The organism is Deltaproteobacteria bacterium (assembly GCA_016213065.1).
Lineage (GTDB): Bacteria > UBA10199 > UBA10199 > SPLOWO2-01-44-7 > SPLOWO2-01-44-7 > JACRBV01.
The window spans coordinates 1-25,556 of sequence record JACRBV010000059.1 but is presented as its reverse complement, the minus strand read 5'-3'; the positions used below and the strand labels follow the sequence as shown (position 1 = coordinate 25,556).

Below are 25,556 nucleotides of genomic sequence, written 5' to 3'. Positions count from 1 at the left end.
GTTTGGGTGTTGTCATTTTGATGAATGCGAGGCGCACCTATCATATTTTTTCTCTTTGTCAATAAGATCAAAAACAGCTCTCACAATCTGATTACAAAAAAGAAATCCTTTGGAAGTCAGTGTCACCCGATCCGGATTCGAAAAGCGGCGAATCCAGCCTTCTTCGCTCCATTGGACAAGATTTGGCCCCCAAAGTTGTGCTTCGTTCTCTGTTAAAATCACTCCTTCTTTAAGTCTTAATCCCATCATCCATCTTTCTTTCCACGCCGTTTTGTCATCGATTATTTCTTCTTCTTCCTTTTTAAAATTGCGCATCGTTCGCCATCTCTTTTTTTCAACACAGGAAACAGAGCCCTCACCCAACCCTAAATAATCCCCATAACGCCAATACTGGAGATTATGGCGACACTCGAAATCCGGTTTTGCAAAATTAGAAATTTCATAACGGCACCAACCGCCGCATTCGAGCAGTCGAACAACCATGGAAATCATTTTCACCAAATTTTCTTCGGGAGGCATTTCAACTTCACCTCGCGATACCTGTCCAGCCAAAGGTGTCGCGGGTTCCACGGTTAACTGATAAGCGGAAATGTGAGGGATTTGAAAAGACATGGCCGTCTCCAAATCCGCCTCCAAATTTTTGAAAGTTTGTGTGGGAATACCAAAAATCAAATCCATGTTGATATTTTCAAAACCCGCGGACAAACAATTTTGCAAAGCGTCCTTGGCTTCTTTCGCCGAATGAATTCTTCCAAGTTTTTTTAACAAGGGATCCTGAAAAGACTGAACACCAATGGAGGCGCGGTTGATCCCAAGCTCAAGCCATTTTTTAAAATCACTCTTTGTCGCCGTTTTGGGATTTGTTTCAACAGTAATTTCCGTTCGGGAATCCAAAACAAAAACTTTGGAAATTTCGCTAAGAATTTTTTCAAAAAATTGAGGCGGCATCAGCGAAGGCGTCCCTCCGCCGAAAAAAATGGAAAGTAATGGACGATTTTCCAATTCCAGCCGTTTTACCTCGTTTTCTAACTGCTGGATTAAATTTTTGGCGTAAATCGAATGGGGAACGTCCCCTTTTTTCATCGCGATGGAATGAAAATCACAATAAGGACATTTCGCGAGACAGAATGGGATGTGAATATAAAGGGCAAGAGGGTTCATTAAAATTCTATGCTTGAAATTTGTTTCAGAAATGCTTTATTTAAGACACGCCGTTGAGGCATCAATCAATAGAAATTATAAAAACTTTTTTGGTCCATTGTCTATGGTCCATAGTCCTTGGTCCAGAAGAAAAAAGGGAGGTAGTATGAAAGTAAAAAAGATTTTGTCCAGTTTTATTGCAGTCCTCGCGGGACCAGTGCTTCTCACTTATTGCGGCACGGCCGGCAACCCATCCACAACTTCCGGTGCCGGAACTAGCACGGGTGTTGGCATTAGCGGCACTGTCACGGTGCCTTCCACAACAAGCGCCAGCATTAGTGTTGGTGCAAGTCTCTCCAAGGGAGGAGTGGGCAAACGCATTATTACCTCCAAAGCGATAGGCGATGTTGCCGCCACAACCGGCACCGTAACCTGTAAAAAGCTGGATGGCACTGTTTTGGATACCGGCATCATCGGCAGTGACGGAAGTTTGAGCGGTCTTGTTGTCAGTCCCTCCAGTTTGGATTCCACCAGTCAGGTACTTCTTGAAGCCACCGTTGGATCAAAAAAAGTGACAAGTCTCGTTGATCTCACAGGAAAAGCGGCCGGACAAACAGCCAGCGCGGGGACCGTCAATACGGATTCCACACTGGCCGTGCAACAGGTCTATTTTCAAGCCTCTGCCAGCGCGACACCCGATAGTCCGTCAGCCCTTGCCGCAAAAATAGCCAGCGGTGAAATTGATCCGCTTGCCCTTTTCAAAACTTTCAAAAGTAGTTTTGATGTCACGACGACGGCAGGTTCAAGCGATGCGGCAGGCGCCATGCAGGCAATAAGCAAGGCTTTCAGGGCGGCCATGGCCAACGGCGCCCCTTCTTTCGCCGACATCAATTCGGCACTTCAGGGAGGAAGCATCGTCAACACATGGAAGGGGCTTGATTCCACACTGAGCGGTGTGGATATGAGCACAGCTATGCAACAAATTCAAAGTTTCATTCCCGCCTGCGCCAAAACTTTTCAGGACAGCACCACCGCCACCAAATACAAGACAGCCGGAGATACCGGATGGGCCGCGGCGGCACAGTACTTCGCAAAACAAACCAAAGACGATTTGGCTAATGGCATCACTCATCCCGAGGTGTTTCAAGGATACTTGGCTCAGAACGCAACCGCCTTTAATAACGGCGACCCAACAGCTTTTGACGCAATGAAAAAAACTGGGGCCGCCCGCATTATGGGCCAATTTGCCGGAAAACTCGGAAGTGGAGATACTTTCTCCAGCAGTCAATGGGAAGCCCTTAAAAAGTTGATGGATGCACAGAAAGACAGCTTTGATTCCGTAGCCTCCAGTAAATATGCCGCAATGGGCGAGGCTTTTTACAATCAGTTGAAAGCGGCTAATTCCGCCACGGAAATCGCGGCGCTCAAAGCCAATCCGGGAGCTTTTGCCGGCAAAATTTTTGACAGACCGGAAGCCTATACGGGAACGGCGGGCCAGACAGCCTTTGACAACCAGTTTGTCACGTACGTGCAAAACCCGACATCCTTTACAGGGGCCACTGGCTGTTCTTCAAATTCAGATTGTCCGACCGGCCAGTCCTGCAATACGAATGGGATGTTTTGTATCTCCTCCACCTGCTCGTCAAACTGTGTTTTTGGTTCCCCCTGCACAACCAATGGTCAATGTGCTTCAGGTGTTTGTACGAGCGGATTCTGTTCCTATAACACGACTGTATCCGGGGTCGATCCACTCGCACAATGTGCCACGCTTAATGCTACTTGCACTAACAACACACAATGTTGTTCCGGAATTTGTTCAAGCGGTGTATGTGCCAGTCTCGTCAACGCAGGAAGTGCTTCCTTTGCGGGGTTCTATAAGAAAAATGCAGGTGCCACTTGCGTGTTTTCTTTAAATGTCGATGGAATATCCGGAACAGCCTTTGCGGCCTTTGGTGCCAACGATCCCACCAATCCCGCCACCAACACGGTGTTTGGTGGGGGATGTACATTCAGCGGAACAAGTACTCCATTTTCCATCGGTTCATGCACTGTTGGCAACCCTGCTGGCGCTTCTGGAACCATACGGTGTGATGGATCCGGCGGATCCACAACGCTTGGTCTGTCTGGATCAACCTTAACAGGAACTTGTGCTCTGGGAGGGGGGTTAAGCGGAACCTGCACGGTGAATCATACAAAGTTGTAAATTATCGTTTCGTCTTGTTTTACAAACCCCCCGCCAGTCCTTGGCGGGGGATTTTTTATTCCCCCTTCCACAAGTGTCGGACACTTACACGCATGGTCGTCAAAACCATGACAGGGGAGTGTCTTTTTTGACGGTTTTTTCTTGCACACTCAAAAATCAATCAAAAAATACACAATAAAAACAAGGCGTTACAAAAAGTGGTCTCGCAAATTTTCTGGCATCTTATTTGCAGTCTCTACTCTGTGGAAAGGGAATATATTTATGAGACACCACGAGGTTCTATCGTTCGTTAAAAAACTAATGGAGAGGGTCAAACTGGATCCAAATTTAAATCCCAATGAGGTTCATGTTTTTAATGTACATGCGGCCTACGGGCATTATCAGGTAATCATCGGACCAGCAGATAAAGTTGCCAAACATAATAGCAACAACAGACCCATTGAGATTAATGGTTCTTTGCATCATTTATTTGTTTCAAAAAATCACATCACACCGCATCCCTCCCACAATCAGATTCAAAATAATCTTAAAGGTTGTGTCATCATGCGGGATTTGACGCTTCATATGAAGGACCCCACGGGAACGGGGTGCAAACTGGATGCTCAAACCAGACAAAATGCCCTTTATGTGCGTGAGAAAATTAATCTCGCCGGCAATGATGGGGATAAATTTTTGAAGCGCATGGAAAATACGGGCAAGCTTGCCAAAGATACCTACAAAATTGTTCAGGAAGACATTCTCAATGCCCTCGCGATGAAACAATATACACAGGCGTAAGGACCATGGACCATGGACCATGGACTATGGACTATGGACTACGGACCATGGACCATAATGTGCAGTTCTTTGAGTTGGGCCTCATCTACAAAAGATGGAGCTTCGGTGAGTAGGCATGTTGCGGAGGTTGTTTTTGGGAAGGCGATCACGTCACGAATATTTGTACAGCCGGAAAGCAACATAACGAGTCTGTCAAAACCAAGTGCAAACCCTCCGTGCGGGGGCGCTCCATATTCCAAAGCGGAAAGTAAAAAACCGAAACGTTGTTTCGCCTCTTCCGCCGAGATATTCAAAATTTCAAAGATGCGCGATTGCAGATCACGATTGTGAATACGGATGGAGCCACCACCCACTTCATATCCATTCATAACAAGATCATATCCTTGTGAGCGCACTTTCTTTGGATCTTTTTTAAGCCACTCCAAATCTTCAACATGAGGCGCGGTAAAAGGATGATGGACCGCGACAAATCTTTTATCTTCTTCGCTCCAGTCAAAGAGCGGAAAATCGACCACCCAAAAAAGATCGTTTCGGGAAGCGTCCAAGACATTCAATTTTTTTCCCAATGAAACGCGCAAACTGCCCAACACCTGACAGGCCAGACTCCATTTGTCAGCCACGAACAAAATGGCATCCCCTGTTTTGAGTTTGAGTTGTTTGATCAACGCTTTTTTTTCTTCTTCGGAAAAATTCTTTGCGATTGGAGATTGCCACCCCACCACTTGCGCTATCTGCGAAGCAGACATGTTGTCTGCGCGCAGGTGGTGGGGCCATCCTTCAGTAGTTAGTTTCGCCCATCCCAATCCTTTTGCCCCATGTCCTTTGGCCTCCTGCTCCAGCGTTTCAAAATCTTTGCGCGACAGCTTTTCCGCGGGTGTCACCTTGAGGGCCTTGACCACATTTCCAGATGCAACGGTTGCGGCAAAAATCTTGAAATTGGAATTTTTAAAAATATCTGAGACGTCTTCCAACTTCCATGGAATACGACGATCTGGTTTGTCCGAACCGTATTCATTCATGGCCTGAAAAAAATCAATTTTATCGAGCGGGGTTTTTATTTTTTCCTTTAAAATTTCCTTAAATATCGTCGACATCAATCCTTCCAGTATTTCCAGAACATTGCCCTGATTGACAAAAGAGGCTTCGATATCAACTTGAGTGAATTCGGGCTGGCGGTCGGCCCGCAAATCTTCGTCCCGGAAACATTTCACAATCTGAAAATATTTATCGAGACCCGCCACCATCAACATCTGTTTAAAAAGTTGCGGTGATTGCGGCAAAGCGTAGAAACTGCCGGGATGGACACGGGAGGGAACCAGATAATCTCTCGCTCCTTCAGGAGTGGAGCGAGTAAGCATCGGTGTTTCCACTTCGATGAAACCCTCTTTGGATAAATGATTGCGTACCACCTGCGCTGTGCGATGGCGAAGCTCCATGAAACTCTGCATTACCGGACGACGCAAATCCAGAAAGCGGTAACGAAGTCTCACCTCTTCAGCAACATCGGTGTCGGAAGAAATTTCAAATGGAGGTGTTGGAGAGCTATTTAAAATCGCGCATTCTTTGACAACGACTTCAATTTCACCTGTCGGAATTTTTTTATTTTCCATTCCTGTTGGACGATGACGAACCGCCCCTTCCACCGCGACAACAAATTCCGAGCGAATTTCTTTTGCCACACTTTGTGTGTTGGGAGAGAGTTGAGGATCAAACACAATCTGTGTTTTTCCCCAGCGGTCGCGCAAGTCCACAAAAATAAGCCCACCATGATCGCGTCGCACATCACACCACCCCATCAACATCACTTTTTTGCCAATCTGTTTTTTGCTTAACTCCCCACAGTTGTGAGTGCGTTTTTTTTGAGTTACAAAATTTGTCATAAAAATGTAAAATTCAAAGTGCAAAAATCAAAATGACAAACCAAAATTAAAAATTTCTAAATGCTTTCCCATTTAATTAAGGTTAGGTTTGTCATTCCTGCGAAGGCAGGAATCCAGTCATTTTAAGTACATCTGGATCCCCGCCTTCGCGGGGATGACATGAAAACCTTAATCAAGTGGGAAAGTATAAATTTTCAATCGTCATGATAGTTGCTCCACCAATCGTCCCAACAAAACTTCTTGTTGTTTGCCTGTTGTCATTTCTTTGACAACGGCAATCCCTTTAGCCAATTCATTTTCTCCAAGAATCACAACGTGCTGTGCCACCAGTTTATCGGCACGCCGCATTTGACTTTTGAGCGAACCTCCATAAGAGCATTCTACGACCAATCCTTTGGCCCTCAATTCCTGAATCAGAGACAATGATTTCTGCTGGGCCTCATTGCCAAGTAACGCAAAATAAATCAGTTTTTCGGCTGACCGCTGATCGCTGACAGCTGATTGCTGAATAAGCATCAACCTTTCCATTCCAATCGCAAAACCAACTCCGGGAATATCGGGACCGCCCAAATCTTTGACCAGACCATCATAACGCCCCCCCGCCGCCACCGCATTCTGCGCACCCAAGCGGTCACACAAAACTTCAAAAGCGGTGCGACAATAATAATCGAGTCCGCGCACAATGCGCGGGTTTTCCTTAAACTTCACATGCCCTGCCAACAAAAGTCCGCGCACTTCACGATAATGTTGATGACAAGGTTCGCACCAAAAATCATTCATCAAAGGAATGTCTTCCGTCATTTTTCGGCACGCCTCTTTTTTGCAGTCCAGCACGCGCAAAGGATTTCGCGCGATTCTCTTTTTGCATTCTTCGCAGAGTTTGAGCGATTTCCCTTTCAGAAATTGATTCAAGGCTTCCAGATATCTTGGACGACATTCAAAACAACCGATGGAATTGATTTCAAGACGGGTGTCTTCGATTTTCAGACTTGTAAACAATTGTTGGAGCATCATCAAAAGCTCGGCATCGGCTAATGGGGATTCCGCACCGATTAGCTCGGCACCGATTTGGTAGAATTGACGGGAGCGTCCCTTCTGAGGCTGTTCGTAACGAAACATAGCCCCAAAATAACTGAGTTTGGCAATGGATTCTTTGGCATGAAGCCCCGCTTCGATGTAAGCGCGCACCACGGGAGCGGTTCCTTCCGGGCGAAGTGTTAAAGATATGCCTTTGCGGTCTTCAAATGTGTACATCTCTTTTTCGACAATGGCGGAAGTTTCGCCAACACTGCGGACAAATAATTCGGTGGGTTCTACAACAGGTGTGCGAATTTCCTTGAAACCATACGTGGCAAAAATCTTGCGGGCGAAAGCTTCCACCTTCTGCCAACTCTCCGACTCCGGCGGCAACAAATCGCTCATCCCCTTAATTCCGGTGATTTTCATTTTGCGCTAACTAACAAATAAAGGTCCAAATTCCAAGGACTTAAAATTTCGGGAAAAACATGCCTGTTGTCTTTTTGTATTCTGCATATTCCGGAAAAATGGGGGTGATTTTTGCTTCTTCGAAAGAGGCGCGGAGCCATAGGCAGACAATAAAGGCAAGGGTCAAAAAAACATTGACCCACGAAAAAAGAAAAATGCAAAATCCGATTGTGGCGGTGATTTCGCCCACATAAAGAGGATGCCGCACCCATCGATAAGGACCGGACCGCACAAAATTTCTTACCTCGGTTAAAATGCTGAAGGAATTTTTCAAATAAACCATCGACAGCACCATGAGACAGTCGCCGAATAAAATAAAAAATGGGGCGATATCGTTCCACGCACCTATATTGTAGGGTTTGATCCATCGAACCGATTCGTTGATTCCAAGAGGCATTATGGCGCAAAGGAGCGGCAAAAAAATCTCGCGCGGTCTTGAAGCCGCCGCAATTGGTGTTCTTCGGATCACATAACTTACCCCAAAAAGAAGAAACAACACCATGATCAGAGACCAATTCATCCAGTTGGAAAAAGTAAAGCCCTGCGGCAGTTGCTGATATTTATTGACTCTCTGGAGGACGTGATAAACGACATAACCAAAGAAAAAGCCACCTCCCAAAATGCGAGAAAAAATTTCAATGGGAAGTTCCCTCATTATTTTTTGGAAGAAAGATTATCCAGCTCTGCGAGAAGAGCCAACGCCTCGGTGTGATTTTTATCCACCGCCAAAATCTTTTTCAGCGCTTCTTTGGCGATATTCTCTTCTTGTTTGGCTTCGCTATCGAGTCCCGTCGCCTGATACATTTTGACCAACGCCAAGGAACTGTTGGCGGCTTTTAGCCACTGCGCCAGTTCTTTGCTTCCGACAACAGGCCCGGCAGATGGTTTAACTTCTGATTTTTTCCCGGTTGTCATTACGGGTGTGGCTTGTGCAGATTGCGGCTTTGCTTGTGTTTTTGCCTGCGTTTTTGCCTGCCCCTTACCCGCTTTTTGCAGTTCTCTCTCTTTTTCTTTTTCTTCTTTTTCTTTTTCTTTAGCTTCTTCTTCACGCTGAACGGCTTCGGCTTTCTTTTGGCGTTTTTCATTGGCATTTTTGAGAAGTCTCTCAAAGGAACCCTCTTCAACCGCTTCAATCATGGGACGCATATTTTCTATTTCTTCAGGCAACAAAACCAGAATTTGCTCATAGGCTTCCAATGCCTTTTCCGTTTCACCATTGGCTTGATAAAGTTCTGCCAATTCCTCATATTTTGAGCGCGCTGTTTCCAGTTGATTGAGTGATCCATACATTTCGGCCTGCAGGGCTAGTAAAAAAGAATCACTCGCAACATGTTGTTTGGATTGCTCCAGCCACTTAAGGGCCATTTTGAAATCTTTTTTGTCATAATAAATTTTAACAAGATCCGCGAGCATCTCTTTATTTTTTGGCCTATGCGGCAGAATGCGTTCATAAAGTTCGATAAGACGCGGCGCTTCTTTTTTTTGTTCCCGAAATTGTTTCGCCAAAACTTCGTATTGTTCGATCGCTTCTTCTTTTTTGTCTTCCCGCTGATACGCTTCCGCCAAACGAACGCGGTGTCCGGCATCGCTGGGCGCTAACTCCACCAATTTTTGCCGGATTTTGAGAGAATCCTGAAAGAGTCCCTTTTGATCATAAGTTTGAGCCAAAATTTCAAACTGGTGGACAGCATCTTTATTGAGTCCCATTTTTTCGTAAAGATCGGCCAGAGCATTGTTGATATCCATCAACGATGGATTAAGACGCAGAATATTTTTATAAACAGTCACGGCCTTCAGATAGAAACCATCCGCGGCGTAATGTTCGGCTACTTCACGGTAGGACTTGATGGCCTCCGGAATCTGGCGGCACTTGGCGTAAAGTTCGGCAATCCGCAGTTTGATCCGCATATCTTGCGGATCAAGGGCCAAAAGTTTTTCATACTCACGGGTTGCTTTATCAAACTTTCCCTGAGTGATGAAATCCTTGATCGTATCCAGAATTTTATCTTTGTTGAGTACCGTCATGGGTTAAATGTTTTAAAAGTTCCAAACCAAGCAAATAGCCCTGTTCGCCGAAGCCCACTATACAGGCTTCGGCCACTTCTGCAATATAGGAATGGGCGCGAAACGCTTCCCGTTTGTGAATCTTGGAGAGATGCACCTCCACCACGGGAATGGACATGTCCGCCACGCAATCTCTAAGAGCAATACTCGTGTGGGAGTAGGCACCCGGATTAAAAAGAACACCGGATGTTTTCGTCGTCGTCTCCTGCAAATAATCGATCAACGCACCTTCACTGTTAGATTGAAAATAGTTTAATGGAATGTCGTGCTTCATCCCCCACTTTTCAAGACCGGTCCAAATCATATCCCACGTTTTCGCACCGTAGTGATGCACTTCTCTTTTTCCCAACATGTTGAGATTGGGTCCGTTAACGATTGTCAGATTGCAATTCACTTAAACCCCTTTTCGCCTCTTCATTGTGTGGTTCTCTGGATAAAATAGTCTGATAAACTTCTGTAGCCTGAGCAACATGCCCTTGTGCCGCGTAAATTTTTGCCATGGTGACCGTTTCCCAACTTGCCACTTTTTTTGGAACGGGTGGTAGTGGCGGTGGTTGTTCTAAACTATTTTGCAACTCCATAGCTTTTTCATGATTGGGGACCAAATTCAAAACGATTTGGGTTTCCTTTTTGACCTCGTCCCATTTTTTTTGCCGCAGATAGATTTTTGCCAAAATCAGATGACCACTCACCAGTTGGGGGTGATATTGCAAACCTGCGAGGCAAACTTTCAGTGCTTCATCTACGAGACCATACGAAAGCAGATATTCGGCAATCGGCGCAAAGACAATAGAAGCAGGATCCTCCTGCCACAGATTGTAGTAGCGCAAAAAATGGGAGTTGTTCAGAAGATCAGGATGCATGATGGCTCCAGTTTCTATTTAAAGGGGCTTGCGTCGCCCCCCTCCAACGGCAAAGCCGTTGGAGCCTCCCCCTCACGTTCGCCTTGCTCACTGAAGGGGGTAACCGCTTCCTTATAATGCTGACAGATCTGATTTGCAATCTTTTCGGGTTTCTCAAAAGTGGAAGAGACTTTCAAATGGCATTTTTTATAGAAATCTTTCCGTTCCTGAAAAATTTCTCTTAAATGTTTCAGAGTCAAAGGAGTTGGTAGTAGAGGTCTTGAATCCGTGTTTTTGATGCGTGCAAGAAGCAAAGGAAGTGGGACGTCAATCCAAACAACATATCCCTCGTTGTTCATCCGGTTCACATTGATTTTTTGTAAAACCATTCCACCCCCTGTTGCCAAGACAAGGGTCTGCTTGTTCAAAATTTTTCTTAAGAATTGTTTTTCCCATTTTCTAAAAGCCCGGATTCCAAAACGGCGAATGTAGGAGGACGAGTGAAGTCCAAACTCTTTTTCAAAATGCTGATCTGAATCGACAAATGGAAGTTTAAGTTGAGAGGCAACAAGAGGGCCCACTGTTGATTTACCCACCCCCATAAAACCGGTCAGGATAAGATGTTTCATCCGGGAAATACTTTGTCTTTTTCAGCGATGGCAAAACCCAAAGCCAGCAGGATTTTTCTTTTGGTATCCATCCGACATTCCATCCCTTTTTCGATTCGGTCAATGGTCAAACTCGAGAGTCCGGCTTTTCTGGCCAACTCGGCTTTACTCATTAAAAGGGATTCGCGAACAGCACGTAAGTTATTCATTTTCATAGAATCGCATTCAAAAACCCCCGTCGCTCGTAGAAATTTCTGCTCAGCGAGCAGAGCGAGCGTGAAGGGGAGGCTCCAATGGCTTTGCCATTGGAGGGGGCTTTGCTTGCCCCTACAGATAGAATCTGTAAAAATGGCCGGATAGTCAAGTATTTTTAAAAATTTTTAAAATTTAATGTTATATCACCTATAATTAAACTAAATTATATGTTAATTATGCAAGTATCGGAAAGATAGGTAGTCTTGTTGAGGGTACATCTAAAAAACCCCGCTTGTCATCCTGACCCCTTCGCCATCATTGTCATTCTGAGCGGAGCGAAGAATCTGCTCGCGCTCAGTGTAAACTCCGTGAAGGATCTGCTTGATAACAAATTGGATTCGAAGCACAGCGAGGAATGACAAATTGTGGTTTTAACGCCTTCGTAGGTGTCGGACACCTAATGAAGTAACGAAAGATACCAATTGAGGATTTGGGAACCGAAGAAGAGCTGTAAATAGGCAGAAAAAGCTAAAAAAGGACCAAAAGGGAGGGCATATTGCCAGTTTTTCTTACAAGAAACGACAATAAGTCCAATAATTGTCCCTAAAACAGAAGCAACAAGTAAAATCATTAAAATAGGTTGCCAACCAAAAAAGGCACCCAACATGGCGGCCAATTTCACATCGCCACCACCTAACCCCTCTTTTTTCTTCATTTTTTCATAGCCCCACGCCACCAAAAATAAGAAGCCTCCCCCCATCAAAATTCCTAACGCAGATTCCATAAGGGCCTGTTTGCCGAACAGTGGGGAGTTGTCCAAATAGTGGACCAAAATGCCGGCCCCAATTCCGGGCAAAGAAATCGCATCGGGAATAATTCGGTGGGCCAAGTCGATAAAAATGATGGCAAGCAAAGGAGCTATAAAAAGACAAAACCAAGCGAAATAAAGAAGCCAATTTTGAAAATAAAGGAAAGTCATGACCGATAAAATGCCGCTAAGGAGCTCAACGATAACATACTGAAATGAAATGGCTTTATGACAGTGGCGGCATTTTCCTCGCAGGAGTAAAAAACTGAGCAGGGGAATGTTTTCATACCACGCAATCGGGTGCTGACATTGGGGGCAATAAGAGCGGGGCTTTACAATCGATTTTTCCTGAGGAAGCCTGCAAATCACCACATTCAAAAAACTCCCAACACAGAGTCCAAAAATGGCGACAAACGTAAGGGTCAAAATGGGTGCTGTCATGAATAGGACCGTCATCGCGAAAAAAATTAACTTTTTTGCACTTTTTAAGCAACTAAATTGAAGTTCCGACGATAACTAAGGCGAACTTAATAAAAGGAGGAATTTTATGTCACGGACTCTTCGCGCATTATCCCTTGGCTTTGCAATTCTGTTGTTGAGTCATTGTTCCGGCGGCAGTTCTTCCAAAAAGGGGAACAACGAAATCAATCCATCAACCTCCACACCCATCTCCACTTATTTCGGAGTTCCCACTTCGGAAGATGGAACCAAGAGTAATTTAATCACGATTCAGAAGTCCGCTTTGGGACAGGAATTTTTATTGCAGGGATCTCTCGCGGAACAGCAATATTACGGCACACAAATTGAAAATCCAAAATCACGAAATGCAAAAAGTCATATTGTCAGTTTTCAGGAACAAGAAAACACTCTTTTGATGCTGGATGTCACCCAAGGTCATCAACCCGGCAAAGAAATTCCTGCTCACCTTCTGCTCGCTTCTTTCCCCATCAAAAAAAATGAAAAGACATCTATTACCTTCGACTTTAATGAGGGGATGAAAAATCTTCTGCTTAATAGTGACTGGTATTCTTCTGACTACGGAAAATCGATCGAACCCAATTTTGTTTTTTCCATAGACAGTTCCTACCTCCGAGACACCAAAATTGGAGCTAGTGCAATGACCATTGTACAAACCGTTGCGGCAAGATATTTAGACGCGTTACTTCCCTTTGAAATGACTTATTATATTAGCCCCTACAAGCAAAATTCGAATTACATTCCCGTTGATTCGCCAGGGTTCAACTATCTTGGTTATTTTGAATCGAACCCAATTGTGGAAGAAAGTTTTGGAACTCCATTTACATATATTACCCGTTTCGACATTTCGAAACCTGTGATTTATTATCTTTCCAGCGCCATTCCCAAAGAATATCGAGACACAGTCCGCGAAGGCGTTTTGTATTGGAACAAAGTTTTTGGGAAAGAAGTTCTGCAAGTTGCCGATGCACCCGAAGGAATGACCGCCCCCGATTTTGAACATAACATTATCCAATGGCACACAGATCACTATGACGGCGGCATCGCCGATGCACAAATGGATCCACGTACAGGCGAAATTTTGCATGCCCAGATTTTCATTGCAAGCGGTTGGACAACGCCGGTGCTTTTGCATAATCTTCCAAAATTTGAAAGAAAGATTGCCCCAAAGATTATCTCACCAAAAACTTCTGCAAATTTTTTCGAAGAGACCCCCCTCTGCCAGCTTCAGTTTTCGGATATTGCAGGTGAGCTTTATCAATATCGGGATGTTCTGGAAAAACTTCCAGATGAGCGCCTTCAAACTATGACCAAAGATATTTTAAGAAGGGTCATTTCACATGAAGTGGGACACACATTGGGGCTTAGACACAACTTTGCAGGCAGTTTGTATAATGTTTGGGATGGAGACACTGAAGAAAAAATTATTCGCGAATACTTATCATCGGGCAAATTGCCAGACAAACTAGAACCAATTTTTTCTTCTGTCATGGATTACGGCGGTTTTATTCCCCGCATCTTGCTGGGAAGTTATATCAATCAACCCGAAACAAAACCTCTTCCTTATGACTTGTACGCCATCCAATGGGGTTATTTTAATTTTAAACAACTCCCAAAATATGAAGAAGGCATAACATTTTGCACAGACAGTCAGGTTGGAGTTTTTGCTGATTGCGAACGACAAGATTCCGGAAAGCATCTCATTGAGAGAACGGTGTTTAACGCAAACCGAAGTCTGGAAAAAATACCATGGCTTGCTTCGGAAACTTATTTGGATGCAAAAGTCGGTTTTGATCCCAAATCTCGAAATCCTGTCGAAGAATCGACTCCCTCTACAGAATATCTCAGCTCTTCCGTTATGCAATCTTTTGAAAAATTATTGGATCTTTTAAGCGGAGAAACCACACTGGTGTCTATTTTGCGCAAACATCCCGATGCTACAGATATCGATAGAAATGAAATTGATTTCGACCATCTGGATTGGCTCAACAAAGAGATTAAAAATGCCGGGGGCATCAAAAATGTCCTAAAAATTATCGATCCTGGCTGGTTTCAAAAATCGACTGCTGAATTTCTGACACAATTCAAAATAATTGTTACCTCAGAAACATTTCTTAAAATCAATTTTCCTGAGGGAGGAGAAGGAGAATTTAATAAATCCGAAATAAGCTATATCTTAAAAAGGGCTGATGAACTTTTCCCAGCAACGGAAGAAAAATTAGTGCTCCATATAACTTCAGCCTTAGCGAAAGCCAATTATGCCCCGTTTGATTCGATTGAAGAGGTAGAACAGGCCTTAGCTCACTGGGCTGATTATGTGATTAATGCCGGCGGTGCAAAAGATTTCCGTTACTCTTTTTCAACACGCGCACAAGCCGTGAAGCTTTTAGTAAAATCGCAAGGTCCTTTGCCGGATTGGCTGGCGCAATATGTCCCTGCCATTGCTGAAAAACTCCGTCTGAAATTGGAAGCGGTATACGGCAAACCCATCGGACAAATCGACCCGCGCACCTTCCCCCGCAAAGATCAAGACGGTGTCGAAGCCGAACTGTCGCTGTATCAAGCCCTTGCCGGCGGCCTCCAAAAATAGCCTTTGCGGCACCTTAATCTTGTCATCTTTTGGGGCGTATGTTATGGGCGTCGCATGATTCAAAAACCTCACGAAGCGGAAGAAGAATATTTTGCAAAATTGGAGGCCGAAAAGAAACGAAAGTTGGCCGAAAAAAAGCGCTCCGAATTAAAAACAAAAGAAATTGAAACCTTGAAAGAGACGCACCAGATGCGGTGCGCCAACTGCGGTTTTGAACTCGATACAATCGTTTTCAAGGGAATTTCCATCAACAAATGTTTTCACTGTGACGGAGTTTTTTTGAATAAAGAGGCCTTTGAAACTCTTTGCGGACAGGACAACAATGTCCTCACGCGGCTTTTGTCCATTTTTGAATATAAATGATTGTGAGTGAGGATCCGGCTTTGCCGGTCCGAGCGAAAGGGGTGCGGGGGGAAGGAGCCACGAAGTGGCGAGTCGTTCCCCCCGATATAAAATGAAAAAAACCATCGAAAAAATGGCGCATCTGGCGAGACTCAAGTTTCCGGAAGAAGAGCTCAATCGTTTTACAAAAAAAGCGGAACATATTCTGGAATATATCGAAATACTCAAAGAAATTGACACAACCAAAATGGAACCCACCTCCCACGCAACCTTTACTGTGAATGCTTTTCGCGAAGATCAGGTTCAAAAATTTGAGAAACCGGAAAAAATAATTGATATCGCTCCGGTACATGATCATAATCTTTTTGAAGTCCCGCAGGTGATCGATGAAGCTTAAAGAGCTTTCCGAAAAATTGGCAAAAAAAGAAATTTCATCCCTTGAGTTGACGCAGAACTATTTCAAAAGAATTCACAAATTTAATTCCCAACTTAATTGTTACATCACCCTGTGCGAAGAAGCGGCCTTGAAACAAGCCAAAGAATCCGACGCCAGACGCACCAACGGAAAAATTCTCAGTTCCCTCGATGGTATCCCCATCGCTCTGAAAGATATTTTTATCACCGAAGGAATCAAAACAACTTGCGCCTCCAAAATTCTTGAAAATTATATTCCCCCTTTTGATGGAAGCACCTCCAAAGCTTTTAAAAACGCGGGTGCCGTGTTGCTTGGAAAATTGAATATGGATGAATTTGCGATGGGCTCTTCCAATGAGTTCTCCTCCTTCGGTCCCGTCAACAATCCGTGGAATTTGGAATATATCCCGGGCGGTTCCAGCGGCGGTTCCGCGGCCGCCACAGCGGCTGATCTTTGCGCGGCCACGATGGGAACCGACACCGGTGGTTCGATTCGTCAACCCGCCAGTCTCTGCAATATTGTGGGACTCAAACCGACCTACGGCAGAATCACGCGCTATGGCATCATCGCGTTTGCTTCCTCGCTGGATCAGGCGGGACCCATGACCAAAGATATCACCGACTCTGCGTTGATGATGAATGCTGTTTCCGGTTTCGACGCAAAAGATTCAACATCTCTGAACGAGCCGGTTCCCGATTACACAAAAAATTTGGGAAAATCGATCAAAGGATTGAAACTGGGAATCCCCAAAGAATATTTTATCGACGGCATTGATTCTGAAGTGGCCGATGCCGTTCGACTTGCCGCCAAAAAATTTGAGGAATTGGGCGCGGAGGTTCAAGAGATTAGCCTCCCCCACACGCGCTATGCGGTTCCCACCTATTATATTATTGCGCCGGCCGAGGCGAGCGCCAACCTCGCGCGTTACGATGGGGTACGCTATGGCAGGCGCGCCAAAGATCCCGAAGACCTTCTCGATCTTTACGAAAAATCGCGCACGCAGGGTTTTGGAGCGGAAGTCACACTGAGAATTGTCATCGGCACTTATGTTTTATCAACCGGTTATTACGACGCCTATTATTTAAAAGCGCAAAAAGTACGCACCTGCATCAAAAACGATTTTCTAAATGCTTTTCAAAAAGTGGATGCCATCATAACTCCCACGGCACCCACTCCCGCTTTTCGCTTAAAAGAAAGAACCGATGATCCCTTAAAAATGTATCTTTCGGATATTTTCACAATCCCCGCGAATCTGGCGGGACTGCCGGCATTGTCGCTTCCCTGCGGTTTTTCCAACGCGGGTCTTCCTATCGGCATGCAATTGATTGGCAAACATCTGGATGAGGCATGCCTTTTGCAATTTGGGTTTGCCTATGAACAAGCAACCGACTGGCACTTGAGGGAACCTTCTTTATGAGAGACAGAGAGGCGGAGAGGCAGGGATGCAGAGAGGCAAAGATGCAGAGAAGCAGAGAAGAGGCAGAGAAACAGAGAGGCAGAGAGGTGACAAAATTTGAAAAAAAACCGATCAAGACTTATCGTGATCTCAATGTCTATCAACAATCATTTCATCTAGCCTTGGAAATCTATCAAATCACGACAACATTCCCGGAAGAAGAACGCTATTCTCTCGTTGATCAAATGCGAAGGGCCTCTCGTTCCATTCCTGCAAATTTGGCAGAAGGATGGGCTAAAAGAAGACACGAAAAAATATTCAAACGCCATCTTGTTGATTGCCTCGGTTCCTGTGAAGAAATGAAGATATGGTTGGAATTTGGAATGAAGTTTAATTATATTGAAGAGGACAAATACACTAAATTAACGGGGAAATATGCAGAAATAGGGGCAATGCTATCAAGCTTAGCCCAAAAGTGGCAGATTTTTTAATCTCTGCTTCTCTGCCTCTCTGCTTCTTGCTTCTTGCTTCTTATGAAATACGACGTCGTCATCGGTTTGGAAGTTCACGCGCAATTGTTAACAAAGAGTAAACTCTTTTGCGCCTGTTCCACGCAATTTGGTTCCCCTCCCAACACCCATGTTTGCCCCGTTTGCACGGGCCAACCCGGAACACTTCCCGTTTTAAATAAAACGGCGGTTACGATGGCAATCAAGGCGGGTTTGGGATTTAATTGCACCATTCAGGAGAAAAGTATTTTTGCGAGAAAAAATTATTTTTATCCCGATCTCCCCAAAGGTTACCAAATCTCCCAATACGAAAAACCAATTTGCCTAAACGGTTATCTGGATATTCAAACTGACGGCAAGACAAAACGCATTCCCATTCAAAGAATTCATATTGAAGAAGATGCCGGCAAATTGGTGCATGACTTGGGTAGCCCCAAGGTCAGTCATGTTGATCTCAACCGTTGCAGTACTCCACTGATCGAAATTGTGAGCGGTCCTGATATTTTTTCTGCCACCGAAGCGACGGAATATTTGAAAAAATTACGCAACATTTTGGTCTATCTGGAAATTTGCGACGGCAATATGCAGGAAGGAAGTCTGCGCTGTGACGCCAACATTTCAATCAAACCCAAAGGGACAAAAGAATTAGGGACAAGGGCCGAAATTAAAAATCTTAATTCCTTCAAATTTTTGGGAAACGCCATTCACTACGAAATCAAACGCCAGACCGAAGTGTTGGAGAGTGGCGGCAAAGTGTTGCAGGAAACAAGACTCTGGCATCAGGAAAAACAAAAGACCGAATCCCTCCGCAGTAAAGAAGAGGCTCATGACTACCGTTATTTTCCGGACCCCGATCTTTTGCCGCTCGTGGTTGATCAACTCTGGATCGAAAAAATTAAATCAGATCTTCCTGAATTGCCAACCGCCAAAGCAAAACGTTTTGTCGATCAATACAAAATTCCGGAATATGATTCCAATGTCTTGACTGCTGAAAAAGCGCTGGCAAATTATTTTGAAGAGTGCGTCTCCTGTTACAATGCACCCAAAAAATTGAGCAACTGGATTATGGCGGAATTGTTGCGCGAACTAAAACAGCGAGAACAGGATATCAGTCAGATTCGCCTTCAACCCAAACAATTGGCCCGGATGGTGGAACTGATCGATCAGGGAACAATTAGCGGGGCCATCGCCAAAACTATTTTTATGGAAATGATGGATAGCGGAGAAGATCCCGATAAAATTGTGGCGGCCAAAGGTTTGCAACAAATTAGCGATACCTCTCCCATCGAAGCGTGCATTGACAAAATTCTCGCCAGAGAAAAAGAAAATGTGACCCGCTACAAATCAGGTAAAACCAATGTTTTCGGGTTTTTTGTCGGTGCCGTAATGAAAGAAATGCAGGGAAAAGCAAATCCGAAAATGGTAAATGAATTATTGAAAAAAAAGCTGGATTGAATAGAGCATATTTCACAAATGGATGTCATCCTGAACACATTCGCTTCACTCAGTGTAAACTCCGTGAAGGCTCTACTTGATAACAAAATGGATTCTTCGCGGAGTTTACCCTGAGCCCGAGCAGATTCTTCGCTTCGCTCAGAATGACAAAGCGAAGGGCTCAGAATGACAAACATGCAAAATAATTTATGAGATATGCTCTAGAGAAGGAACCTCCCAATGTATAATTTTAAAACTATAGAATGGAAAAATGACAAGGTGGTGATGCTGGATCAGCGGCTTTTGCCGGCGGAAGAGGTTTACAATACCTATGAAGATTACATGGGTGTTGCCCGCGCGATTGAAACGATGGTGATTCGCGGCGCTCCGGCAATCGGCGTTACCGCCGCGTTTGGCGTTGCACTGGGATCTTTGGGTCTCGCCTCCAAAAGTTTTAATGATTTTTATAAAAGAATTGAAAACATCATCAATCGACTGGCTCAAACGCGTCCCACCGCAGTCAATCTTTTCTGGGCACTTGACCGGATGAAAAAAGTCACACTGGAAAATAAAGACCTCCCCATCGCAAAACTTCAGAAACGTTTAAAAGACGAAGCTCTCAAAATTTATTATGAAGATATCGAATCAAACCGGACCATGGGCAGGCATGGAGCACAATTGTTGAAAGACGGGATGACGGTACTTACCCATTGCAATGCCGGAGCCCTCGCCACCGCCGATTTTGGAACCGCCCTCGGAGTAATTTACGCCGCCGAGGAAGAGGGAAAAAGAATTCGGGTTTATTCCGATGAAACAAGACCCGCACTTCAAGGAGCGAGACTAACCGCATGGGAACTGCAGAAACATGGCGTCGATGTCACGATCATTTGTGACAATGTCGCCGCAACGGTCATGCAACAAAAAAAAATCGATTGCGTGATTGTGGGAGCCGACCGGATTGCCGCCAACGGCGATGTCGTCAACAAAATAGGAACCTACTCCGTGGCCGTCCTCGCAAAACAACACAACATTCCCTTCTATGTTGCCGCTCCGTTGTCAACCATCGACATCACCAAAAAAGATGCCTTCGAAATTCCGATTGAAGAAAGAGACATCACTGAAGTCACTCACATTAGAGATCAACAAATTGCCCCATCCCACAGCAAAGTTTTCAACCCGGTCTTTGACCGCACTCCGCACGAATTTGTCGCCGCCATCATCACCGAAAAAGGAATCGCCACCCCCCCTTTCGATCTAATTCTAAAAAACTGGAAATAAACAGGCCATGGGGGGTGTTGGGGGGAGTTGTTTTTGGGCACTCTCCCCAACTTTAGCGAGCGTCCGGCTTTGCCGGCGCGAGCGAATAGGCGGCGTCACCCAAATAACGCCACCCTATAGCAAATTAACTTTTCATTGGGATATCTGTCATTCCTGCGAAGGCAGGAATCCATGTGTTTATAAGCTTTTCTGGGTCCCCGCTTTCGCGGGGATGACATACTAAAAGTTAATTGACTGTAGTATAAGGAGAGGAAGGAATTTTTAATTCAAGCCTTCTTTTACCAGCGCCCGGTGCAATTGATTCACCGGCCCGCGTCGACCCACATAAATTTTGATCGGCTCTTTTTCGTTCGCCAAATTCAAAACGTGATAAATAATTGGAGGAATGTGACTGGAGCGCGCCAGATACATACCGCCGCAACTTAATATGGTTGTCTTTTTATGTTCGGAGAGCCGCGTTCCTTCGGTAGCCGCTCTTTCCAAAATCAACCTGCTGATCGATGAGATTTCTTTTATCATTGGGCCCTCCTGAGGACTATTTCTGCAAGAGACATACCAAGTGACCCTCTCAACGATAAAAAACTCTAACTCATTGAAATTATTATGCTAATTTTTTTATTTTTTTGACGGAAAGACTGCGAAAGCCTCTGGGGTGGGTGTTTTTAAACCTAAATTATCATTAAAGCGTCAAATTTTTGGATTTTTTGAAGAAGTGGCGAACATTGCTTTCGAGCGGAGGGAGCGATGATAGGTAATTCCGAAACGGTGGGCTTCGTCGCGGATGCGCATGAGATAAAGAAGTTCCGGTGCATTGGAATGAAAAGAAATCGGATTTTTTTGCCCGGGAATAAAAATCTTGTCAGTCTTCTCTTCCCCTTTTGCTTTTGCAATCGCTACCACGGCCTGTTGATGCAGACCTAAATCCGCCAAGGCTTTCAGAGCAATCTGGAGTTGCCCTTTGCCGCCATCAACGAGTAACAAATCCGGTGCAGGCCATTCGAGGGCGCGCCGAAATCGTCTCAAAAGAACTTCATACATCATGGCATAATCGTTGGGACCTTCGTTGATCTGAATTTTGAATTTGCGATAACGGTTCTTAAAAGGTTTGCCGTCGGCGAAACAAACCAGTGAACCAACCGCGTGTTCGCCCTGCAAATTCGAAATATCGACGCATTCAATAATGTGGGGTACTTGTTGCAAAGAAAGTTTAACTTGCAGGCGCTCAATCACCGTCTCTTCCGTTTTGATTTTTGATTCGGCCCAATGTTTTGCATTTTGCATCGCCATAGCCGTCATTTTGGCGGCTTCTCCACGACGCGGAATTGATAAAGAAACAGCGTGTCCCGATTTTTCTTCCAGAATTTCTTCGAGACTCGCAAGGTCTTCCAGTTTACATGGCAGAAGGATTTGGGAAGGGAGATCGAGCAGTGCACCGTAATATTGCAAAATAAATTGCGAGAGGATTGGAGACAGTGTTGGGGTCAGGGGCAAATCAAATCGAAGGCGATCTATGAGCGTTCCGCCGCGCACCACGAGAATACAAATGATGGATTCTTTTTTTGTGGTGGCGAATCCGAGACAATCGTAATTTTTCCCTCCGTGATGCACCACCTTTTGCTTTTCCAAAGTTTCTTTGGCGTGAGCGATGAGATCACGAATATGCGCCGCCTCTTCATACCGAAGACCTTCCGACGCATGGAGCATTCTGTTTTTCAATTTTTGAATGAGTTCCTTTTTCTGACCGCTTAAAAAAAGTTTTGTCTCTTCAACTTGTGAAGCATATTTTTCCGCGGATACTTTTCCAACACAGGGGGCCGTACAACGTCCGATATGAAATTCCAAACAGGGTCGGGAACGGTTGGCAAATTCATGATCGGAACAGGTGCGGAGTTGAAAATGTTTGGTCAACCAATCAACCGTCTGACGCAAAGCTCCCGCGGAAGAATACGGACCGAAATAAAGAGAGCCATCTTTGACAACATCCCGCGTGATAAACAGGGCGGGAAAAGGGTGATGGGTTAATTTGAGACTCGCGTAACTTTTATCATCTTTGAGAAGAAAATTGTAACGGGGTTTGTGCTTTTTGATCAGCGTATTTTCCAGAAGCAGGGCTTCTTTTTCATTGTCGGTGACGAGAAATTCAATGTCCGCTGTGCGACGCATCAAAAAATCGATCTGAAAACGGGATTTTGATTCCTTCTTAAAATAAGACTTAACGCGGCTTCGAAGATTTTTTGCCTTCCCCACATACAAAACATGACCCGCGGCATCTTTCATCCAATAAACGCCGCAACTTTTCGGAAAGTTTCTTATTTTTTCTTGTAACATATACCAGAAAGTAGCGGCTATATTTTGGTTCACCATTTAATGCGCTTACCAGAATGTAGCCGCTACTTTCTGGTCAATTGCCTAACACAATCGACACTTTTGTAAAAGCGTTCCCAACGTTCGTTGGTTTGGGAATTAAATAAATCCATCTGGGGTGTTTTGGTGACCAAATTTTGTGCAGAGATACCGATAAGGCGAATGGACTGTTTCCCTTCGATCAAAGGTTTGAGTAAATTTCTGGCCACTTCAAATAGAATGCGGTCGAAGCAGGTGGCTTCGGCAAATTGTTTGGAAGCGGATTCACTGGTGAAATCGGCGTAACGAACCTTCACGGCGACAGAACGGGCGTAGAGATTCTGCGCGCGAAGCCCGTGTCCTACTTCCGCCGTCAAAACCAACAATTCTTTTTCAAGGAGAGACCCATCCTTCGTGTTTTTCTCCAAAGTTTTTTCTTTTCCGAGCGATTTGATCACTTCAGTCACTTCAAGTTTCCAAGTATCTTCGCCTCGGGCTTTAGCCCTTAGATAAGGTCCGTAAATACCAAACGACGCTCTGAGAATTTGCGGGGACATGGCCGCCAGTTGACCCAGTGTAAAAATTCCCATCTGACGCAGGCGATTTCCGATTTGGGGACCGATGCCGGGCATTGTCTCCACGGGCAAGGGAGAGAGGAAAAAAACCTCCGCGCCTTTCGGGACTTCCATCATGCCACAGGGTTTTGCCAATTTGGAGGCCATCTTTGCCACCGACTGGGAAGAGGCAATACCGATGGAAACATTCAGACCCGTTTCTTTTTTGATCGTGCCGTGAATTTTTTCCGCCGCTTGTCTCGGCGTTTTGTAGAGATGATGGCAATCAATCAAATCAAGATAGGCTTCATCAATGGAAGCCTGCGCCACAATGGGAACCATTTTCTCCAAAATATTTTGGACGCGACGGGAATAATCGGCGTAGGCGCTAAAATCGGCCGGCAAAAAAACGGCGTTGGGGCATTTTTGTTTTGCCTGCATCCACGGCATACCGGTTGTAACACCGCAACGTTTCGCTTCATAAGAAGCGGCCACAGCAACGCCCCGTTTGGAACTCCGGCCACCGACAACAACCGGTTTCCCTTTCAACCGCGGATTTTTAATCTGTTCGACAGAAGCAAAAAAGGCATCCAAATCAACATGCAAAAAAAGATGTTCGCCGGGTTTGGTTCCTGCTACCGCGCGCGGGCGAATGTTTAATTTTTTTTCGCACTGGAAAGGAGAGAAGTTTTTCATCTGAATTTCCTTAAAATTGCGACCACGACGCCTTGCACCAAACATTCTTCTTCATGGCAATAAATGGGGGACATGTTGGGGTTGGCCGGTTGGAGGCGGATCATCCCTTTTTTTTCGCGATAAAACTTCTTTAATGTGACTTCACTGTTATTAAGAAGGGCGACCACCGTTTCTCCATCGTTGGCGCTGTTGCGTTTTTCCACCACGACATAATCGCCATCGCGAATATGTTCTTCGATCATGGAATTCCCTCGCACCCGCAACACGTAGGTATCTTTGCGTCCCATCAGAGAGGGAGGAAGTTCAATTGTCTCTTCTTGTTCCACCGCTTCAATGGGTTTGCCTGCGGCGATGACTCCCAACAGAGGAACCACCACCGCCAAAGTGCCTGTATGTCCCACCACGCGCAAAGAGCGATTGGCATTCCACTCTTTTTCCAAGAGACCCTTCTTCACGAGTTCTCCAATATGATAGTGAATGGTGGAAACGGCCGAGAGACCCAAATGACCGGCCACTTCTTCCAAACTTGGGGGATAGTCGTGTTTTCTGATAAATTTCTGAATAAAATCAAATACTTCTTTTTGACGTTTGGTTAACATAGGGAATGTCCTTTTTATATTCGAATATAAATCGAAAGTCTATTTAAAAATTGACCAGAATGTAGCCGCTACTTTCTTTACACCTATCTGAGTTTTCTTTATGGTCGCCTCCTTATGTGAATGAGCATCCGGCTTTGCCGGTGCGAATGAAAGGGGTACGGGGGGAAGGAGGCACGAAGTGGCGAGTCGTTCACCCCGATATTATGAAGAGAGTTTTGTTGGGAATTTTTCTGATTGTTCCTTTTTTAAGTGGTTGTGGTGGCGCGGACTCACCTGCCGGTCTTTCCACAGACTCTTCCGTTGTTTCCGGCGTTTCTCCCATTGTCATTTCAGTCGCACCCACCAGCGGTAAAGCGGGAGACGCCATTACTATTTCCGGAATCGGATTTTCTATCAATGCCCCCGCCAATATTGTCAGCGTGGGTAATGCCGCCACTCAGGCGGTTAGTTGGGCACTTTTGAATCCACCCACAAATGGTGCTGTTGAATCCATCACATTCACCGTACCATCCGGAGCCACGGCCGGCGCCGGTGGTATCTTTGTCACCGTTTTTGAGTTGACGAGCAACGCCGATGTACAGTTTACAGTAACCCCATAGGAGGAAAAAAATCAAAATTCAAAATGCAAAAATCAAAATGACAAACCAAAATTTAAAAATTTTGAATTTGAAATTGTCATTTTTCATTTTGATTTTTAAATTTTAAATTTTGTTTGGGTTTCTATGCAAGACCGTCTCTCCCATCTTCTCAATCAAAAAGTGACGGACATTCAAAAACTTTTTGGTGATGCTTCGTATCGAACCTATCATCGGATTAAAACCGAATCGGGAATGACGATGATTTTGATGGCCCTGCCCGAAGGCAAAATGAGCGTCTCGGAAGAAATCACCAACGCGAAAGAAAAACCCAAAGAGCTCCCAT

General features: G+C 44.9%; 25 protein-coding genes. 11 read left to right on the top strand and 14 right to left on the bottom strand.

The genetic code is table 11. From position 1 onward, the window contains the following. Positions 1 to 12: 12 nt before the first annotated feature. A complete protein-coding gene (gene hemW, locus HY877_03360; protein ID MBI5299317.1) occupies positions 13 to 1,161 on the bottom strand; it encodes a radical SAM family heme chaperone HemW in 1,149 nt (382 codons plus the stop codon). Positions 1,162 to 1,306: 145 nt separating this feature from the next. Between hemW and HY877_03355 the strand changes: the two genes are divergently transcribed. Together HY877_03355 and HY877_03350 are read left to right on the top strand one after the other, a co-directional pair. Then, positions 1,307 to 3,343: a hypothetical protein gene (locus HY877_03355; GenBank protein ID MBI5299316.1), complete on the top strand. Its 2,037-nt coding sequence runs from the start codon at positions 1,307 to 1,309 to the stop codon at positions 3,341 to 3,343. Positions 3,344 to 3,604: 261 nt separating this feature from the next. Next, positions 3,605 to 4,120 (top strand): hypothetical protein, encoded by a 516-nt coding sequence (locus tag HY877_03350; GenBank protein ID MBI5299315.1) that lies wholly within the window; start codon positions 3,605 to 3,607, stop codon positions 4,118 to 4,120. Between the two features lie 38 nt (positions 4,121 to 4,158). Here HY877_03350 and aspS read toward each other — a convergent pair whose 3' ends face one another. From aspS to HY877_03305, 9 genes are all read right to left on the bottom strand, one after another. Then, positions 4,159 to 6,000, bottom strand: coding sequence for an aspartate--tRNA ligase (gene aspS, locus HY877_03345; protein ID MBI5299314.1), 1,842 nt, complete (start codon positions 5,998 to 6,000; stop codon positions 4,159 to 4,161). Positions 6,001 to 6,201: 201 nt separating this feature from the next. Beyond that, positions 6,202 to 7,446: a histidine--tRNA ligase gene (locus HY877_03340; GenBank protein ID MBI5299313.1), complete on the bottom strand. Its 1,245-nt coding sequence runs from the start codon at positions 7,444 to 7,446 to the stop codon at positions 6,202 to 6,204. A gap of 40 nt (positions 7,447 to 7,486) precedes the next feature. Beyond that, on the bottom strand, positions 7,487 to 8,140 hold the full coding sequence (locus HY877_03335; protein ID MBI5299312.1) for a hypothetical protein: 654 nt from the start codon (positions 8,138 to 8,140) through the stop codon (positions 7,487 to 7,489). Continuing rightward, the gene (locus HY877_03330) at positions 8,140 to 9,510 is read right to left on the bottom strand and encodes a tetratricopeptide repeat protein (GenBank protein ID MBI5299311.1); all 1,371 of its coding nucleotides are present in this window, start codon (positions 9,508 to 9,510) and stop codon (positions 8,140 to 8,142) included. The genes HY877_03335 and HY877_03330 overlap by 1 nt, the downstream gene beginning before the upstream one ends. Next, on the bottom strand, positions 9,488 to 9,901 hold the full coding sequence (locus tag HY877_03325) for a 3-dehydroquinate dehydratase (GenBank protein ID MBI5299310.1): 414 nt from the start codon (positions 9,899 to 9,901) through the stop codon (positions 9,488 to 9,490). The genes HY877_03330 and HY877_03325 overlap by 23 nt, the downstream gene beginning before the upstream one ends. 16 nt (positions 9,902 to 9,917) lie before the next feature. Further along, positions 9,918 to 10,412, bottom strand: a complete 495-nt coding sequence (locus HY877_03320; GenBank protein MBI5299309.1) for a hypothetical protein — start codon at positions 10,410 to 10,412, stop codon at positions 9,918 to 9,920. A gap of 14 nt (positions 10,413 to 10,426) precedes the next feature. Then, positions 10,427 to 11,020: a shikimate kinase gene (locus HY877_03315; protein MBI5299308.1), complete on the bottom strand. Its 594-nt coding sequence runs from the start codon at positions 11,018 to 11,020 to the stop codon at positions 10,427 to 10,429. Then, positions 11,017 to 11,214 carry a helix-turn-helix domain-containing protein gene (locus tag HY877_03310; protein ID MBI5299307.1) on the bottom strand — a complete coding sequence of 66 codons (198 nt, stop codon included), beginning with the start codon at positions 11,212 to 11,214 and terminating at the stop codon, positions 11,017 to 11,019. The genes HY877_03315 and HY877_03310 overlap by 4 nt, the downstream gene beginning before the upstream one ends. A gap of 437 nt (positions 11,215 to 11,651) precedes the next feature. Next, positions 11,652 to 12,443 carry a prepilin peptidase gene (locus HY877_03305; protein MBI5299306.1) on the bottom strand — a complete coding sequence of 264 codons (792 nt, stop codon included), beginning with the start codon at positions 12,441 to 12,443 and terminating at the stop codon, positions 11,652 to 11,654. Positions 12,444 to 12,549: 106 nt separating this feature from the next. Here HY877_03305 and HY877_03300 point away from each other — a divergent pair, with 106 nt between their 5' ends. From HY877_03300 to mtnA, 7 genes are all read left to right on the top strand, one after another. Further along, positions 12,550 to 15,069 carry a zinc-dependent metalloprotease gene (locus tag HY877_03300; GenBank protein MBI5299305.1) on the top strand — a complete coding sequence of 840 codons (2,520 nt, stop codon included), beginning with the start codon at positions 12,550 to 12,552 and terminating at the stop codon, positions 15,067 to 15,069. A 54-nt stretch (positions 15,070 to 15,123) separates the two neighbouring features. Next, entirely contained in the window at positions 15,124 to 15,432 is a 309-nt protein-coding gene (locus HY877_03295) for a zf-TFIIB domain-containing protein (GenBank protein MBI5299304.1), read from the top strand. A 64-nt stretch (positions 15,433 to 15,496) separates the two neighbouring features. Beyond that, the gene (gatC, locus tag HY877_03290; protein ID MBI5299303.1) at positions 15,497 to 15,808 is read left to right on the top strand and encodes an Asp-tRNA(Asn)/Glu-tRNA(Gln) amidotransferase subunit GatC; all 312 of its coding nucleotides are present in this window, start codon (positions 15,497 to 15,499) and stop codon (positions 15,806 to 15,808) included. After that, the gene (gatA, locus tag HY877_03285; protein MBI5299302.1) at positions 15,798 to 17,243 is read left to right on the top strand and encodes an Asp-tRNA(Asn)/Glu-tRNA(Gln) amidotransferase subunit GatA; all 1,446 of its coding nucleotides are present in this window, start codon (positions 15,798 to 15,800) and stop codon (positions 17,241 to 17,243) included. The genes gatC and gatA overlap by 11 nt, the downstream gene beginning before the upstream one ends. Further along, entirely contained in the window at positions 17,240 to 17,713 is a 474-nt protein-coding gene (locus HY877_03280; GenBank protein ID MBI5299301.1) for a four helix bundle protein, read from the top strand. The genes gatA and HY877_03280 overlap by 4 nt, the downstream gene beginning before the upstream one ends. Before the next feature lie 42 nt (positions 17,714 to 17,755). Beyond that, positions 17,756 to 19,186 (top strand): Asp-tRNA(Asn)/Glu-tRNA(Gln) amidotransferase subunit GatB, encoded by a 1,431-nt coding sequence (gene gatB / locus HY877_03275; protein MBI5299300.1) that lies wholly within the window; start codon positions 17,756 to 17,758, stop codon positions 19,184 to 19,186. Between the two features lie 219 nt (positions 19,187 to 19,405). Beyond that, positions 19,406 to 20,443: an S-methyl-5-thioribose-1-phosphate isomerase gene (gene mtnA, locus HY877_03270; protein ID MBI5299299.1), complete on the top strand. Its 1,038-nt coding sequence runs from the start codon at positions 19,406 to 19,408 to the stop codon at positions 20,441 to 20,443. 261 nt (positions 20,444 to 20,704) lie between these two features. On the opposite strand, the gene HY877_03265 is transcribed toward mtnA, so the two are convergent. From HY877_03265 to lexA, 4 genes are all read right to left on the bottom strand, one after another. Next, positions 20,705 to 20,962, bottom strand: coding sequence for a hypothetical protein (locus HY877_03265; protein MBI5299298.1), 258 nt, complete (start codon positions 20,960 to 20,962; stop codon positions 20,705 to 20,707). A 168-nt stretch (positions 20,963 to 21,130) separates the two neighbouring features. Next, positions 21,131 to 22,807, bottom strand: coding sequence for an excinuclease ABC subunit UvrC (gene uvrC, locus HY877_03260; protein MBI5299297.1), 1,677 nt, complete (start codon positions 22,805 to 22,807; stop codon positions 21,131 to 21,133). Between the two features lie 26 nt (positions 22,808 to 22,833). Next, positions 22,834 to 24,036 (bottom strand): DNA polymerase IV, encoded by a 1,203-nt coding sequence (gene dinB / locus HY877_03255; protein ID MBI5299296.1) that lies wholly within the window; start codon positions 24,034 to 24,036, stop codon positions 22,834 to 22,836. Beyond that, positions 24,033 to 24,635 (bottom strand): transcriptional repressor LexA, encoded by a 603-nt coding sequence (lexA, locus tag HY877_03250; protein ID MBI5299295.1) that lies wholly within the window; start codon positions 24,633 to 24,635, stop codon positions 24,033 to 24,035. Before lexA ends, dinB begins: the two co-directional genes overlap by 4 nt. Before the next feature lie 116 nt (positions 24,636 to 24,751). Between lexA and HY877_03245 the strand changes: the two genes are divergently transcribed. Next, on the top strand, positions 24,752 to 25,234 hold the full coding sequence (locus tag HY877_03245; protein MBI5299294.1) for an IPT/TIG domain-containing protein: 483 nt from the start codon (positions 24,752 to 24,754) through the stop codon (positions 25,232 to 25,234). A 123-nt stretch (positions 25,235 to 25,357) separates the two neighbouring features. Continuing rightward, the coding region (locus tag HY877_03240; protein MBI5299293.1) for a hypothetical protein at positions 25,358 to 25,556 on the top strand (199 nt) is incomplete at its 3' end.